The following is a 15,132-nucleotide window of genomic DNA, read 5'->3' on the forward strand; positions in this document are numbered from 1 at the left end:
AACCAGCCCAACCGAAGGGAGACGCGCATGCGTCGACCCCGTCATCTGGCACTGCTGAGCATCGGTGTGTCCGGCGCTCTGGTGCTCAGCGCAGCCCCCACAGCAACGGCTGCACCGCCCACCGCGACCACGCCCACCGGCATCGTGGTCAGCGACGGCATGACCCAACCGGTGTTCTCGCTCGCCGACGCTATCGAGGAGCGGGTGTTCGTCCAGACCCCGGTCGACACCGACCACGACGGTCGACCCGACCGGGTGGCGATCGACATCTCGCGACCCCGGGAGACCGCCACGCAGGGCTTCAAGGTGCCGGTCATCTTCGAGCACAGCCCGTACCGCAAGGGCACCTGGGGTGACGTGCCGTACCCGAGCGTGCTGGTCGACGACCTGCCGCAGAACGGTCTGACCGACCGTTCCGGACGGCGGGCGTTCGACGTGGGCACCCAGCGCGCCCAGGCGAAGGCCAACCTGCCGGGCTCGCTGGACGACTACTACGTGCCCCGCGGGTACGCGGTGGTGCTCGGTCAGAGCGTCGGCACCGGCGACTCGGACGGCTGCCCCACCAGCGGCGACCAGGCCGAGACGCTCGGCACCAAGGCGGTCATCGACTGGCTCAACGGCCGGGCCAAGGGGTACGACGCGAACGGCGCCCCGGTCACCGCCGGCTGGACCACCGGCGCGGTCGGCATGACCGGTGTCTCCTACAACGGGACGCTGCCCAACCAGGTGGCCACCACGGGGGTCAAGGGACTCAAGACCATCGTGCCGGTCTCCGCGATCAGCAGCTGGTACGACTACTACCGGGCCAACGGTCTGGTCGTCGCCCCCGGGACGTTCCAGGGCGAGGACCTCGACATCCTCGCCCAGTACACCGCCGGGCACGCGCGGGCCGAGGGGCCCTGCGCCGACGAGCTCGCCGCCATCACCGAGGAGCAGGACCGGGTCACCGGCGACTACTCGGAATTCTGGCGGGACCGCGACTACCTCGACGCCCGCAACGTCAAGGCGAGCGTCTTCGTCGTCCACGGCCTCAACGACTGGAACGTGAAGACCGAGCACTTCGCCGGCTGGTGGGACCAGCTCGCCAAACGCGACGTACCGCGCAAGATCTGGCTGCACCAGGGCGGCCACGGCGGCCCGGGCAGCAACGCGTCGGTAACCCTGCCGAGCGGCCAGACGTGGACGTACAAGCAGACCGAGAACCGCTGGTTCGACTTCTGGCTGTGGAACGTGCGCAACGGCATCATGGACGAGCCGACCGCGGTGCTCCAGCGCGAGGACCGGGCCTACACCACGTACGCCAACTGGCCCGACCCGGCCGCGCGTGAGGTCGGGTTGCGGTTCGCCGCCACCGACGCCACCGCCCCGGGCGCACTCACCACGGGCAAGCCGCCGAAGTCCACTGTCGAGCAGAGCTTCGTCGACGAGGGGCGGACCATCCACCCGGACACCCTGGTGTCCAACCCGGACACGGCGAGCGCGAACCGGCTCGCGTACCGCTCGCCCGAGCTGACGCAGAGCGTGCGCATCTCCGGCCGTCCGGAGATGCGGCTGCGGATGGCGATCGACAACAAGCCGGACGCGAACCTCACCGCGTACCTGGTCGACTACGGCCCGGCCGGGTCGACCGCCGCGCCGACAGTGGTGACGCGAGGTTGGATGGACCCGCAGAACCGCAAGAGCGCCGCACGCACCGAGCCGGTCAAGCAGGGCAAGCTGTACGACTACCGGTGGACCATGGAGCCGAAGGACTACGTCTTCCCGGCGGGGCACCGGATCGGCGTGGTCATCTTCTCCAGCGACCAGGAGTACACCCTGCTGCCGTTGGGTGGCACCGAGCTGCGAGTCGCACCGAACGACAGCGAACTGCGGCTGCCGGTGGTCGGCGGGCGGAGCGTCCTCGGGTTCTGATTTCGTCTTCGTGCCACAGGTGGGGCAGTCCGACGCGTTCGAGCTGCCCCACCCTTGCGTCCGGCGCTGTCCGGTATCCCCACCCAGGTCAAGATCCGCGCAACATCAGGGAACTTGCTGCCTCGCCGCGATCTGAGGCAGCAATTTCCCGGAAAGTGCGCGGATCTTGGATTGCCCACGCCGTCGGTTAGTGGGTTTTGTCCGGTTTCGGGGCGCGGTCCTGGGGTGGGTGTCCGGTTTGGGGGGTCGGTGTCCCGTGGCCGGCGCCACCGTGGGGGCGGAATCGTGGGCCGGGCGGGGTCGTTATACCTGGCATGCCACCGCGACTTTCGGGTCGTGGGGCAGGGCGCACCGGCCGGGAACATCCGCTGGGCCGCCCCGGTTACATCCCCCGCAACGCCCGAGCAGGTCCCCCGAGGATCGCCGGCGTTTGTCGCGAGACTTTCCCGCACGGTCGCCGTACCCCCTTGTGAGGTGCCGTGCGGACACCCCCGATGCAGAGGAGCACGCCATCATGCGTACCGATCTGATTCGTAAGACCGCACTCACCGCCGCTGGTCTGGCCTTCACCGGTGGTGCGATCGTCGGACCTGTCACCGCCGCATACGCGGCGTCGGATGCGAAGCCGACCTCGCAGGCGCAGTCGGATCGTAAGCCGGCCGGTGAGCGTCAGCTGGGTGTGCGCTACGAGGCGCAGCCGAACTTCTACTACTGCGGGCCCGCCGCGACCCGTAACGCCCTGAGTGTGCAGGGTAAGAACATCAACGTTGATGACATGGCCAAGGAGATGGGCACCACCGAGGCCGGCACCAACTCCATCAACGACATCACCCCCGTGCTGAACAAGGAAACCGGTAAGAACGACGCCTACCGGTCGGTCGAGATCAAGAACTCGAACGCCGACGCGAAGCAGACCGACAAGCTGCGCGCTGACATCGTCAAGACCGTTGACGACGGTCGGGCCGTGATCGCCAACATCGCCGGCACCAGCACCGACACTGATGGCACCACCCACTCCTACGAGGGCGGGCACTACATCAGCGTCGTCGGCTACCGCGACAACGGCAACCTGGTGAAGATCGCCGACTCCGCCGACCCGAACCAGGCCTCCTACGAGGTCACCGTCGAGCACCTCGCCGACTGGATCGCCACCCGCGGCTACGCCACCAGCTGACCGCGACTGACACACCACGAAGGGCCGGACCCCACCACGGGGACCGGCCCTTCGTCGTCTTTCATTTCCGCCAATTGCGGAACGTATTGACAAGTTTCGACATCAGGGTGAGGCTTGACTCGCTGAGAGCGCTCTCTCGCACCCGGCCTCAACCGGCCACCACCAGTCTGGCCAGGGCAATCTCCGATGTCTTCGGCGGCGGCGCCGGAGCTGTCCCTGACCCGTCCCCCCGACAGGAGTCACGAGATGGACAGGGCCGCACCCCTCTCCGGCACCCACCGCCGGCTGCGCCTCGCCACGGCGATCGGCGCACTGCTGGTGCTACTCGGCACGTACGTCGTCTCCACCACCGAGCGGGCCGACGCCGCCCCGGTCGCCAACGCCATCCGGGTTGCCGAATTCCCCGCCGACTGCACCTACAGCCACCGACTGCCGGACGACCCGATCATCTTCCCCGGGCTGCCCGGGGCCTCGCACATGCACAGCTTCTTCGGCGCCACGGTGACGAACGCCAACACCACCCTCCCTGACCTGGTCAACTCCCCCAGCACCTGCAACCCGCGGGTGGACGTCTCGTCCTACTGGGTACCGACGCTGTACCGCGACAACGTGCCGGTGGAGCCGGCGATCGCCACGTTCTACTACCTGGGCGAGGGCGTACGCTCCGACGTCGTCGCGAACACCCAGCCGTTTCCGCTCGGGCTGCGACTCGTCGCCGGCAACGCGAAAGCCACCGGCTCGAACGACAGCATCGCCCGGTGGTCGTGCCTGCACGCCGGGCACGTGCCTCCGTCGAAGGACTTCGTCAACTGCCCGTCCGGCACGATGCTGGAGTCGTACCTGGACTTCCCGCAGTGCTGGAACGGCCGCGACCTGGACTCGCCCGACCACAAGAGCCACCTGGCGTACCCGGTGAACCAGGCCTGCCCGAGCACCCACCCGGTGCACGTGCCGAAGCTGCGGCAGGTGCTGCGGTACCCGGTCACCGGCGACCCCTCGCGGATCCGGCTCGCCTCCGGGCCGGGCTACACCATGCACGGTGACTTCTTCAATGCCTGGCCGGTGGCGGAGATGGCCCGTCGGGTTCAGGACTGCATTCGTCCCGTCATCAAGTGCGGTCACGACGGCCGACCGATCTGAGCCGACAGGCTCCCACCACGGAGGCGGGTCCGGTCACGCCGGGCCCGCCGTCCGGGGGCGAGAGGAGGCCGGATGCGAGCCCCCGTGAGCGCGTCCATGTCCCTGTTCCTCGCGGCGCTGCTCGTCACGGCCTGCGCCACCGGATCACCGACCACGACCGCACCGTCGAACGCCGGACCGTCCGGCTCGGTTTCGCCCAGCGGCTCGGCCAGCCTGTTCAGCCCCACCGACGTCGCGTGGCTCCAGCTGACGGTGGCGATGAACGAACGCCTACTGCCTGTGCTGGACATGGTGCCGAGTCGGACCACCGACCCGGGTTGGCAAACGTTCGCCGCCCGGCTCGGCACGGCGCACCGCGCGGATCTGAGCACCGCCCGACGGCTGCTCGCCGAGTCCGGCGCCCCGGCGACCAACCCGCACGAGGGCCACGACATGCCGGGCATGGTCACCGAGCAGGAGTTGACGACCTTGCGGTCGGCCACCGGTGTCGCGTTCCAGCGATTGGCAGGTCAGCACGTACGAGCGCACCTGCAACAGGCGGTGCGGGTCGCCACCGCGGAGCAGCGGAACGGGGTGTCTCCGGCGACCACCGCGTTGGCCACGGAGGTGGTCCGGGCCGGCGACGCCGAGCTCACCCGACTCGACCGGTTGAACCGGCCTGCCTGACCAGGCCACCCCCACCCCCGCCCCACCAGCGTCGATCAAGAGGTTTCTGTCATCCGGCCCGGCGTGTCGTGACCGAAACCTCTTGATCACCGGCGGGGTGGGGGTGGGCTGCGGTCGTTCCTGCCGCCATGCCCAATCGTCGTCTCAGCCGGTCGCCAGCAGCCGGGCGATCGTCGCCGGCTCCGCCAGGTGCGGGAAGTGGCTACCGGGTAGCACGGTCACCACCACCTCCGGCAGGACATCCGTCAGCCAGGTCAGATACCGGGGCGGCGGCTGGGACGAGGTCACCCAGCGGTAGGGGATCCCCCGCACCCCGATGGACCGCAGGGCGAGGGTCCGCTGGGCGGCGATGTCCTCGTCCGACCCGCTCAGGATCTCCCCCCAGTAGCCCAGCAGCAGGTCCGGCCGGGGATCGGTCGCGGTGGTCACGATCTCCCGGGCCTCGGCCGGCAACGACTCGATGCCCATCCCGGCCAGCATGCCGTCCCACACCCGCCGCCAGTCCGGGCCGCGCAGTGTCGACTCCGCCTGGCGTACGACCGCACCGAAGGGGCCGGGCAGCAGGATCTGGTCCAGATTCACCACCCCGCGCACCGGGTAGCGGGCCGCGTACGTCGTGGCGACCACCGCGCCGACCGAATGTCCCACCACGATCGGCTGCGCGAGACCGGCCTTGGTCACCTGGTCGTGCAGGACCTCGGCGACCTCCGCTATCCGGTAGGACTGCCGACGTGGTGCGTCGCCGTGACCGGGCAGATCGAGGGCGAGGACCTGTCGGTTGGGGTCGATCGCCGCAAGCTCGCGCCGGACCGGGTCCCACTGTCGCCGGTCGTAGGTGAGGCCGTGCAGCAGCACCAACGGTGGTCGGTCGTCGTCAGTCATTGTCGCGCCTTTCCTGCTCTCCGATCGTCCGGGCGCTGGCCCGAAGCGAGTCGATGGTGAGGTCGAGGGCCGCCTCGAGGTGATCGATCTTCCCGGTGGAGAGCAGCAGCAGGACGCCGCCCTGAATGCCGGCCAGCAGCGCCGCGGAGGCACGGTCGGCGTCCACGTCCGGGCCGATGTCCCCGGTCGACTGCATGTGCCGGATGCCCTCGGTGATCGCCGCCTGCCAGCGCCACATGAGCCCGGTCACGATCGCCTGCGCGCCCGGCGCGCGTCGGCCGGTCTGACCGAGCAGCCCGTTGAGCGGGCATTTCACGCCCTGCGCAAGGTAGCGCTCGATGAGCCGGTCGCGCCACGCCAGCCAGGCCGGCCAGGACGTCAGGTTGCTGAGCATCGGCTCCTGGTCGATGAGCACCTGATCGGCCTCGTGCTGGGCCACCGCCAGCAGCAGGTCTTCCTTACCGCCGGGGAAGTAGTGGAAGAGCTGTCCCTTGCTGGTGCCGGTGTGGGCCATCACGTCTTCGAGGCGTACCTCGTCGACGCCGCGCTCGCGGATCTCGGCGGCCGCGCCGGCGACGATCCGCGCCCGGGTGGCCTCGCCCTTGCGGGTCAACGCCCGTGTCATGAGACCCCCGTCACCGATCCGCATCCGTACCTGCCGGTCCAACGCTAGCGCGGGCTTTGGACTTGCGGGTCCATTTTTACCGAGCAAAGGTCTGGAGCGGCCCGCTCAGGGCCGACACGCGATCGAGAGGACGCAACGATGAACCACTACTACCTGCTCGGGCGGTCCGGTCTGCGGGTGAGCCGGCTGGCGCTGGGCACGATGAACTTCGGCGTCGACGGGTTCCATGCCGCCTACGGCAAGACCGAGGAGGAGGCGGAGCCGATCTTCCGTCAGTACCTGGAGTCGGGGGGCAACTTCATCGACACGGCGGACTTCTACACCGCCGGGGAGAGCGAGAAGATCCTCGGCCGCCTGATCGACCGGGCCGGCGTCCGCGAACGGCTCGTGCTCACCAGCAAGGCCACCAACACCGTCGACCCAACCGACCCGAATGCCAGCGGCAACGGTCGCAAGCACATCACGCGGGCGGCGGAGGCCTCGCTGCGCCGACTCGGCACCGACTACATCGACCTGTACCTCCTGCACACCTGGGACCGGATCACCCCGGTCGAGGAGGTCGTGCACACCTTCGACGACCTGGTACGGGCCGGCAAGATCCGGTACGCCGGGCTCTCCGACGTGCCGGCCTGGTACGCGGCCCGGGCGCAGAGCTACGCCGAGGCACACGGGCTCGCCCCAATGATCAACGTGCAGCTGCCGTACTCCCTGGTCACCCGGCACATCGAGGCGGAGTTCGTGACGATGGCCCAGACCCTGGGAATGGGTGTGACCGCGTGGAGCCCGATCGGTGGCGGCCTGCTCAGCGGCAAGTACCGCCGGACCAGCGAAGGCATGAGCGGCACCGGCCGGTTGACCAACCCCGACGCCGCGGGTCGGGAGATCAGCCCCGGCGACTGGCAGGTGATCGAGGCACTGGAGAGCGTGGCCGCCGATCTCGGGCGCAGCATGGCGCAGGTGGCGATCAACTGGGTGGCCACCCAACCCGCTGTCGCCTCGGTGGTCGTCGGGGCGAGCAGCCCCGAGCAGCTCGCCAGCAACTTCGGTGCGCTCGACTTCGAGATCCCGGCGGACGCCCGTCGGCGACTCGACGAGGCGAGCGCCCCGAACCTCGGGCTGGTGTACAGCATGTTCACCCCGCGGTACCAGTCCTGGGTGGTGAGCCCCGGCCTCGGCATCGGCGACAAGCCGGCCGGTTACGCCCCGCCGGTGTTCAACGGCGCCACCCCGCCCATCCAGTAGCGGAACGGTCCGGGGAACGACTCCCCCTCGTAGAGCGCGATGTACAACCGGCGCAACTCGGGCCCATCGGCGCCGAGCGCGATGAGGTTGAGGGTGTTGTGGCCGACGCCCAACGCCTCCGGCAGGGTGCAGACCTGGAGCGGGATCGCGTTCGCGTCGGCGATCCGGCGCGGCACGCGCACCGCCGCACCGAGGTCCACCACGCCGTCGAGGGGGCTGATCGCGACGGCCGCGGTTCGCAGACCGGTCCGTCGTGACGGCGTCGGCAGAGTACGCGCGATGCTCAGGTACTGGGTGACGGCGGCGAGGGAGTAACCGCGCGACGTGACGCGGTCCGGGAGGATGCGGCGCCCGTACAACATGATGAGCGGTCGGACCGCGAAGGCCGGCGCCTGCCGACGGTCCGGACCGAAGAACGGCGACAGCAACAGCAGACGCCGTACGACGGTGCCCGGCACCTGGGCCAGCCAGGCGGCCAGGACGGCACCGCCGGAGATCCCCACGACGCCCACCTCGTCTCCCAGGCCCTCGGCGACGGCCAACGCCCGCGCGGCGTACGTCGTCAGCTCGTCGGCCCGGACCCGGTGGTGGGCCCGCAGGTCGACGGTGCCGTGCTGCGGGGCTCGCGGAACCCAGACGTTGTAGCCGCGGTCGAAGAACTCCTCGGCCAGTTCGTCGTACTGGTCGGGCGCGAGGGTGTATCCGTGCAGCAGCAACACGACCCTGCCGGTGCGGGAGCCGTGGCTCAGGAGACGGCTGCGCGACTCCGGCCGGACCGCCGGGTCAGCCGCCTCGGCGGCGATAACGGCCTCGGCGGCACGGACGGCGGTGTCGAAGTCGAGCGGCCGCGCCGGTGCGACCGGTGGCTCACGGCGCAGCGACCGCCACAGGCAGAGCGTGGCGACGGCCGCCACGACCAGCGCCAGTACGCCGACGATGAGCATGGCCCGATGCTGACAGGGCCAGCGGTCGGCACCGGTGCGGGGGTGCGCCCCGGTGACAGGGCGCACCCCCGATTCCGCTACTCCTGCTGGTCCGCCGGCGCGAAGACGACCCTGGTGCGCAACTGCCGGAACCCGGTCCGTTCCAGCTCGGCCAGCACCGCCACCCGGCGCGCGTCCACGTCGGCGATGACCTCCCGGGCGCCCCCGGCGGCCAGCAGCCGGACCGCCTCGACCAGCAGTTCTGGCCGGGCGGCCTCGTCAAGCAGGCCGAGGTAGACGAGAAGCGGGTAGCAGGCGTCCCCGGCGGTGCCGACCAGACCCACCGGCTCTCCGGCGTCCAGCGCGACGCGCCATCCCTGCACCCCGTCCCCCAGCCAGCCCAGAGGGTCGGTGGCGAGGTCGACGCCGCTGACCACCCGTGCGATCTCGACGCCGGTCAGCACGTCCGGCTCGTCGATCCTGGCGACCAGGGCGTTGACCTCCGTCGCGTCGACGGGCGAACGGAAGTCGTACCGCCTGGAGGACGCCGGCAGGGGCGTGCCCGCCCAGGAGCACCGGAGCCGCTCCCCCCGCTCGACCAGGCCGGCGAGCCGAGCTGCGGCCATCGGTGCCTCCACCACGGCCCGCACCTCGGGGCGGCGCCGCCAGTGTGCCGGCAGGGCGGCGTAGTACAGGCCGGGGCCACCCAGCGCCTGGTGGGCGGCGTGCAGCAGTTCGGCGCCGACCTCGGGCTCGGCGTCCAGATCGAACCGGTCCAGCCAGGGCGCGCCGACGGCGCCCGGTGGGAGGAGCCAGGCGGCCCGGCCGACCACCCGGCCGTCGCGCAGGGCCACCCAGGTGGTCTCGGGCCGATAGCCGCCGCCGGCGACCCCGTCGGCGTAGCCGACCTGGCGCAGTTGGGGCAGCGGATCAGGCATGGAGTCGAACAGGTTTTCCTCGCCCGCGACGAGCGGACGGATGACCAGATCAGTCATGGCTTGGTCCTCCGGGAAGCGAGCGCCCCGGGTCAGATCCGCGCGGACGCCGGAGCGCGGAGGGGGCGCAGAACATCGGACATTGTTCTGACCTCCTCCCGGCTCGACGGCGTGCCGGAAGAACATACGCCGATCGGTCGCTGGCCCGCAACAGGTTGTCACAGCGTCGGGTTGGTCTCCGACCCACGCCGGTGGGCTCGCTGGTCGAAGACGGCGATGCCGGCCAGGACCACCGCCGCGAGGGCGGCCACGGCGACCGGCGGGAGCACCACCATCACTGGGGCCACCACGACCAGCGCCACCGCGCCGAGGTACAGCACCCGACACCGCGGCGCGGTCTTGCTCGCCCGCTCCAGGGTGCTGCGCCCGATGAGGAACAGCACCGGGCCGCCGAAGATGATGACCACCAGGGCCCAGTCGATCGGCGGGTGCGGATCCTCGATGACCTGCCCGAAGCCGACGGCGGTGCAGATGATGCCGCCGACGATCAACAGCAGGCTGTAGCTCGCCCACCTCGACAGATGGACCCCCTCACCGCTCGGGGTCGAGGCATGGCCGGACCTGACGTGGTAGAAGTAGATCCGCCAGAACGAGACCACCGCCACGAACGAGGCGACGAGGGTGATGGTCCCATCGGTCGAGAAGCCCGGGAAACTGACCGCGGCGCCGGCTTCGAGCACCACCTCGGCTAGAGCGATCATGAAGAACTGGTTGTACCGCTCGGCGAGATGCTCCTCCGAGACAGAGACCCCCAGGGCGTTCAGCTGTCTCCCGCCAATGCGCGGAAGGGGGTAGGTGGTGGCGGCGCCGATCATCTCGATGGCGAGAGCGAGGGTCCAGAAGATGCCCCGACCGAGACCACCACTGATCCCACCACCGATCCAGAGCACGCCGGACACCAGGTGCCAGGTGAGCACCCGGAGCGAGAACGCGTAAACCGCATGGCCCCGCAGGGCGAACGCCAGGAAGAGGGGTCGACCGACCTGGATGACGACGTAGGTGCAGGCGAAGACGACGCCGCGTTGACCGAAGGCCTGCGGCAACGAGACGGCCAGCACCAGCGTGCCGAACATCGTCGCCAGTAGGACTGCCTGCACATCGGAACGACGCGGGTCGTAGGTGCTCGCCAGCAGGGCGTTGAGCGACCAGATCATCCACATCGCCGTGAAGAACAGCACCGTCTGGCCCGCCTCGGACAGCAGCGTGTGCCGGACGATGGTCAGGTCGTCCGCGACCCGCCCGGCGAGGCGGGCCAGCGCGAAGACGTACACGATGTCGAACAGCAGTTCCAGGACGGTCGCCGAGTTCGGGCTCCTGCTGTCCCCGAGCCCACGAGACCGGATGCGCGTCAACACGGACGGCGGGACAGCTCAGCCGGCCAGGGCCGCCGACACGGGCGGGCCGAGGTGATGGCGGTGCTCGGCGATTCGACCCGTTGCCATCGCCCCCAGCCCCCTCACCGACCGCGTGATCCTGTTCCGCGTACTTTATCCATCTTTCTGGGATTCTGCGGTAGATGGCGGATCTGGCCCGCCGCTCACCCCGGGCAGAAACTGTTATCCCGGTACGGGCGTCCAGTCTCCTGAGGGGAAGGTGGTGGCAAGATCCCCCGCCACCACGGCATCGGTTAGCGATGCGACCACACGGAGGAGTCGAGACGATGCGCGCAACAGGTCAGGGTGGAGCGGACGCCGCGAAGGGGAATCGGGGCGCGAGGCGTCTGCTGTGGCCGCTCGCCGTGGCCGCCGTGGTCGTCCTCCTGGTGACCGGGGTGATCGTCGTGATCCAACCGACCGGGCCGACGCCCGCTCCGGCGGCGGCCCCGCAGGCCGTCGACGAGCCGCTGGGCGCCAACCCGGCGTCCAGCTCTGCCATCGCGACAACGCCGGCCGCCACGCCGAGCCCGACGGGAGCGACCCCGACCCTGACGCCGACGACGAAGCCGACGACCGGGCGTACGGTCGCCCCGGCGGCACCCGTGGTGACCTCGAAGCGCAAGGGTGTCGGGGTGTGGACCTTCGACGGCGTCAACCAGGCGCTGGCCAGCTCCGGGGCGAGCTGGTACTACACCTGGGACGTGGCCCACCAGGGCGTCACCAGCCCGAAGGACGCCGAGTTCGTCCCGATGATCTGGGGGGCGAAGAGCGTCACCGCCACCAACCTGCAACAGGCCAAAAAGAACGGCAGTCACCTGCTCGGGTTCAACGAGCCGGACCTGAAGGGTCAGGCGGAGATGACCGTGGAGCAGGCGTTGGAGCTGTGGCCGCAGCTGGAGGCGACCGGCCTTCCGCTGGGCAGCCCCGCCGTGGCCTGGGGCGGTGACCGGCCGGGCGAGTGGCTCGACCGCTTCATGGCCGGCGCGAAGCAGCGCGGGTACCGCGTCGACTTCATCGCCCTGCACTGGTACGGCGGCGACTTCACCACCGCCAACGCGGTCAACCAGCTCCGGTCGTACCTGCAGGCGGTGCACGACCGCTACAAGCTGCCGGTCTGGCTCACCGAGTTCGCCCTGATCGACTTCTCCAACGGCGTTCGCTTCCCGACCCAGGCGCAGCAGGCCGCGTTCCTCACCGCGGCGACCCGGATGCTGGGCGGCCTGTCCTGGCTTCAGCGGTACGCGTGGTTCGGCCTACCCGCCACGGACAAGGACCAGACCGGGCTCTTCCGCACGGGCAGCGAGGCGACCGCCGTGGGCCGCGCCTACCAGGCGGCTCGCTGATTTAGAGCTGATCCACGTGGTCTCGCCAGGAGTGCTGCGGCTCGTACCCCAGCACCCGGCGGGCCTTGTCGATGCTGAGCAGGGTCTCGTGCTCGCTCAGCTCCTTACGGATCTCGACGCCCGGGTAGACCTCGGCCATCAGGCTGGCGCTGGACCTGGTCATGACGGTGTCGGCGTTGGCGATGATGAACACGTCGGCGCCGGGCTGGTCGTGGGCGAGGGCGCGCTCGACCGCCTGGGCACCGTCGCGGGCGTCGATGTAGCCCCACAGGTTCCACCGGCGCAGCAGCGGGTCGGCGTCGAAGGAGGGGAACGGGGCGTAGTCCTCGACGTCCATCACGTTGGAGAAGCGCAGACCCACCATGACCAGCTCCGGGTCCCAGCGGCAGAAGTGCCGCGCCATCTCCTCCTCAAGGGCCTTGTTGAGCGAGTACGTCGACTCGGGGCGCGGCGCGTACTCCTCGTCGACCGGCGCGTACGGCGGTGGGGTGTCGAACGGCAGCCCGAGGACCGTCTCGCTGGACGCCCAGACGACCCGCCTGATCCCGGCCGCCCTGGCCGCGGCGAAGACGTTGTACGTGGCCGCGGAGTTGTTGGCGAACGTGGTCGCGTTCGGCATCAGCCCGGGGGCCGGGACCGCCGCCAGGTGCACGACCGCGTCGATGCCGCCGGCGTGCTCGTCGGCGCCTCCGGTGAACGCCTCCACCACCTGCCCGTAGTCGGTCAGATCGACCTGGAGGAACTCGCCGGCCACGTCGCGGAGGTCGCGGCCTCCGGCGCGGTCGACCGCGAGCACGTCGACGCCCACGGCGCGCAGGTGGGCAACGACGGCGCGGCCGAGCTTGCCGGTGGCCCCGGTGACGACAACACGGCTGGGCAGTGCGGGATCGGTCATGCCCACATCCTCTCCGGCGTGGCGCGGCACCCCGCACGCGGGTGGAGCGCACCCCAGCGGCCCTGCCACGTGGTCGACGGCGCGACGCTGGCACCGCTGCTGGCCGAAGCCGGCGCGGCGCGCGGCGAGACCCGATGGCAGGCTGAGGGACACCGGGTACGCCTGGTGGTCCGACCGCTGCTGCCGCACGAGCGGATCTGCGCGGACCTCGACTAGGTGGCATCACGGTACAACTTTGGGAGTCAGCGCGATGGGAATGATGGTAACCGCGAGGCGGATCGAGGCCACCGCGGATGAGGTCCGCTATGAATTCGGGTTCGAGGACAGGTTCGACCGGGTTCTCACGATCGATCCCAGAACCCTTGAAGCAGGTGTCGACGACGGCGAATTCAACTCGGCCGCCAGCGCGATCAGCGTAAAGATCGTCAAGGCGTGGCGGTCCAGCGGCGAGTTCCCCGCCACGATGATGTACGCCAGTTGAGCGATCACATCCCACGGTGACCGGGACGGAGGGTGCGTAACGTGCAGGGGTAACCCTGACGCGACGAGGAGAGACTTCATGTCCAAGCCACCGCTGCCCGAGCCCGCGATCGCCATGCTGCAGAAGCCGAATCCGGCTGTCATGACCACCCTGCAGGCGACCGGTCAGCCGGTCTCTGCCGCTACCTGGTACCTGTGGGAGGACGGCCGGATCCTGGTGAACATGGACGCGGGCCGCCGCCGGCTGAACCACGTCCGGAACGACCCCCGGGTCTCCCTCACCGTGCTGGACGACGCGGGCTGGTACACCCACGTCAGCATCATCGGGCACGTCGCCGAGCTGCGCGAGGACGAGGCCCTTGCCGACATCGACCGGCTGTCCCGGCACTACACCGGCAACGCGTACCCCCGGCGGGAGCGCGCCCGGGTCAGCGCCCTGATCGAGATCGACCGCTGGCACGGCTGGGGCTCGCTCAAGGACAACAGCCAGGTCGGCTGATCAGCATCAGCCCGGCCGGCGGCACCGCCGGCCGGGCTGGCGGCACCCGGGTCAGGGCTGCAGGGTGGCGGACCGGGCGCCGACGCGGGTCACCAGGTAGCCGAAGGCCGCCGCGGTGAAGAACATGACGATGCCGTAGACGGCGCCCGGGATCGCCATCTGCGTGCTGTTGAGCAACGCTGGGCTGAGCGCGATCGTGATGGCCAGGGTGCTGTTGTGGATGCCGATCTCGAACCCGGCGGCCGTCGCGGCGCTCCGCTCGACACCGGCGAGCCGCGGCACCCCGTACCCGATGGCGAGGCTCAGCAGGTTGAACGCGAGCACGGCCAGGCCGACCGAGACGAAGTAGTCGGCGATGTTCTCCCGTTCGCCGAGCACGGCCCCGGCGATCACCGCGACGAGCACGACGACGGAGAGGATCCGGACCGGCCGGTTCAGAAGCTCGGCGACGTGCGGCAGCCGGGCCCGGATCAGCATGCCGATCGCGACCGGGACGAGCACGATGGCGAAGACCTGAACCATCTTGTCGAACTGCAACCCGATGCTCCTGCCGTCGGGCAGGAAGTACGCCGCCGACAGGTTGACCAGGATCGGCAGGGTGAACACGGCGAGCACCGAGTTGATGGCGGTCAGGGTGATGTTCAGAGCCACGTGGCCGCCGAACAGGTGGCTGTAGAGGTTGGCCGTCGTGCCGCCCGGCGAGGCTGCCAGCAGCATCATGCCGACGGCCAGCTCGGGTGCCAGGTCGAACGCGAGGACGAGGCAGAAGCAGAGCGCCGGCAGCACCAGCACCTGGCACACCAGGGCGATGACGGCGGCTCGTGGATGCTGGGCCACCCGGCGAAAGTCCGCGATGGTCAGTCCGAGACCCAGACCGAGCATGATGATGCCGAGGGCGATGGGCAGGCCGATCAGAGTCAGGGCGGAGTCCATGGCACAACATCGTTACCACCGGGTAACGCCGCAACAATCCCCCATGTG

At 70.0% G+C, this 15,132-nt stretch carries 16 protein-coding genes; 9 read left to right on the forward strand and 7 right to left on the reverse strand.

Annotated features, from left to right (window positions below):
• Positions 1-27 precede the first annotated feature (27 nt).
• From HNR22_RS06850 to HNR22_RS06865, 4 genes are all read left to right on the forward strand, one after another.
• Positions 28-1,911, forward strand: coding sequence for a Xaa-Pro dipeptidyl-peptidase (locus HNR22_RS06850; protein ID WP_179779609.1), 1,884 nt, complete (start codon positions 28-30; stop codon positions 1,909-1,911).
• 514 nt (positions 1,912-2,425) lie between these two features.
• Positions 2,426-3,085 carry a C39 family peptidase gene (locus HNR22_RS06855; protein ID WP_179779610.1) on the forward strand — a complete coding sequence of 220 codons (660 nt, stop codon included), beginning with the start codon at positions 2,426-2,428 and terminating at the stop codon, positions 3,083-3,085.
• A gap of 246 nt (positions 3,086-3,331) precedes the next feature.
• Positions 3,332-4,225 (forward strand): DUF1996 domain-containing protein, encoded by an 894-nt coding sequence (locus tag HNR22_RS06860; protein WP_179779611.1) that lies wholly within the window; start codon positions 3,332-3,334, stop codon positions 4,223-4,225.
• Between the two features lie 72 nt (positions 4,226-4,297).
• Positions 4,298-4,891 (forward strand): DUF305 domain-containing protein, encoded by a 594-nt coding sequence (locus HNR22_RS06865; protein ID WP_179779612.1) that lies wholly within the window; start codon positions 4,298-4,300, stop codon positions 4,889-4,891.
• 144 nt (positions 4,892-5,035) lie between these two features.
• Here HNR22_RS06865 and HNR22_RS06870 read toward each other — a convergent pair whose 3' ends face one another.
• Both HNR22_RS06870 and HNR22_RS06875 read right to left on the reverse strand, forming a co-directional pair.
• A complete protein-coding gene (locus HNR22_RS06870) occupies positions 5,036-5,773 on the reverse strand; it encodes an alpha/beta fold hydrolase (RefSeq protein WP_179779613.1) in 738 nt (245 codons plus the stop codon).
• Entirely contained in the window at positions 5,766-6,398 is a 633-nt protein-coding gene (locus tag HNR22_RS06875; RefSeq protein WP_179779614.1) for a TetR/AcrR family transcriptional regulator, read from the reverse strand. The genes HNR22_RS06870 and HNR22_RS06875 overlap by 8 nt, the downstream gene beginning before the upstream one ends.
• A 138-nt stretch (positions 6,399-6,536) precedes the next feature.
• Between HNR22_RS06875 and HNR22_RS06880 the strand changes: the two genes are divergently transcribed.
• Positions 6,537-7,640 (forward strand): aldo/keto reductase, encoded by a 1,104-nt coding sequence (locus HNR22_RS06880; protein WP_179779615.1) that lies wholly within the window; start codon positions 6,537-6,539, stop codon positions 7,638-7,640.
• Here HNR22_RS06880 and HNR22_RS06885 read toward each other — a convergent pair.
• The 3 genes from HNR22_RS06885 to HNR22_RS06895 all read right to left on the reverse strand — a co-directional run bounded on the left by HNR22_RS06885 (position 7,595) and on the right by HNR22_RS06895 (position 10,913).
• Positions 7,595-8,584 carry an alpha/beta hydrolase gene (locus HNR22_RS06885; RefSeq protein ID WP_179779616.1) on the reverse strand — a complete coding sequence of 330 codons (990 nt, stop codon included), beginning with the start codon at positions 8,582-8,584 and terminating at the stop codon, positions 7,595-7,597. The genes HNR22_RS06880 and HNR22_RS06885 overlap by 46 nt on opposite strands.
• A gap of 77 nt (positions 8,585-8,661) precedes the next feature.
• Complete coding sequence (locus HNR22_RS06890) at positions 8,662-9,558, reverse strand: acetyltransferase (protein ID WP_179779617.1); 897 nt, start codon at positions 9,556-9,558, stop codon at positions 8,662-8,664.
• A gap of 158 nt (positions 9,559-9,716) precedes the next feature.
• Complete coding sequence (locus tag HNR22_RS06895) at positions 9,717-10,913, reverse strand: low temperature requirement protein A (RefSeq protein ID WP_179779618.1); 1,197 nt, start codon at positions 10,911-10,913, stop codon at positions 9,717-9,719.
• 305 nt (positions 10,914-11,218) lie between these two features.
• On the opposite strand from HNR22_RS06895, the gene HNR22_RS06900 reads away from it, so the two are divergent.
• Entirely contained in the window at positions 11,219-12,277 is a 1,059-nt protein-coding gene (locus HNR22_RS06900) for a glycoside hydrolase family protein (RefSeq protein ID WP_246380712.1), read from the forward strand.
• A 1-nt stretch (position 12,278) separates the two neighbouring features.
• Here the strand turns inward: HNR22_RS06900 and HNR22_RS06905 are convergent, their stop codons facing one another.
• Positions 12,279-13,172, reverse strand: a complete 894-nt coding sequence (locus tag HNR22_RS06905) for an NAD-dependent epimerase/dehydratase family protein (RefSeq protein WP_179779620.1) — start codon at positions 13,170-13,172, stop codon at positions 12,279-12,281.
• Positions 13,173-13,190: 18 nt separating this feature from the next.
• On the opposite strand from HNR22_RS06905, the gene HNR22_RS06910 reads away from it, so the two are divergent.
• The 3 genes from HNR22_RS06910 to HNR22_RS06920 all read left to right on the forward strand — a co-directional run bounded on the left by HNR22_RS06910 (position 13,191) and on the right by HNR22_RS06920 (position 14,151).
• Positions 13,191-13,388: a hypothetical protein gene (locus HNR22_RS06910; RefSeq protein ID WP_179779621.1), complete on the forward strand. Its 198-nt coding sequence runs from the start codon at positions 13,191-13,193 to the stop codon at positions 13,386-13,388.
• 34 nt (positions 13,389-13,422) lie between these two features.
• Complete coding sequence (locus HNR22_RS06915) at positions 13,423-13,653, forward strand: hypothetical protein (protein WP_179779622.1); 231 nt, start codon at positions 13,423-13,425, stop codon at positions 13,651-13,653.
• A 78-nt stretch (positions 13,654-13,731) separates the two neighbouring features.
• Positions 13,732-14,151, forward strand: coding sequence for a PPOX class F420-dependent oxidoreductase (locus tag HNR22_RS06920; RefSeq protein WP_179779623.1), 420 nt, complete (start codon positions 13,732-13,734; stop codon positions 14,149-14,151).
• Between the two features lie 51 nt (positions 14,152-14,202).
• Here HNR22_RS06920 and HNR22_RS06925 read toward each other — a convergent pair whose 3' ends face one another.
• Entirely contained in the window at positions 14,203-15,084 is an 882-nt protein-coding gene (locus HNR22_RS06925; protein ID WP_179779624.1) for a bile acid:sodium symporter family protein, read from the reverse strand.
• Positions 15,085-15,132 lie beyond the last annotated feature (48 nt).

This window comes from Micromonospora jinlongensis (assembly GCF_013410645.1).
GTDB lineage: Bacteria > Actinomycetota > Actinomycetes > Mycobacteriales > Micromonosporaceae > Micromonospora > Micromonospora zamorensis.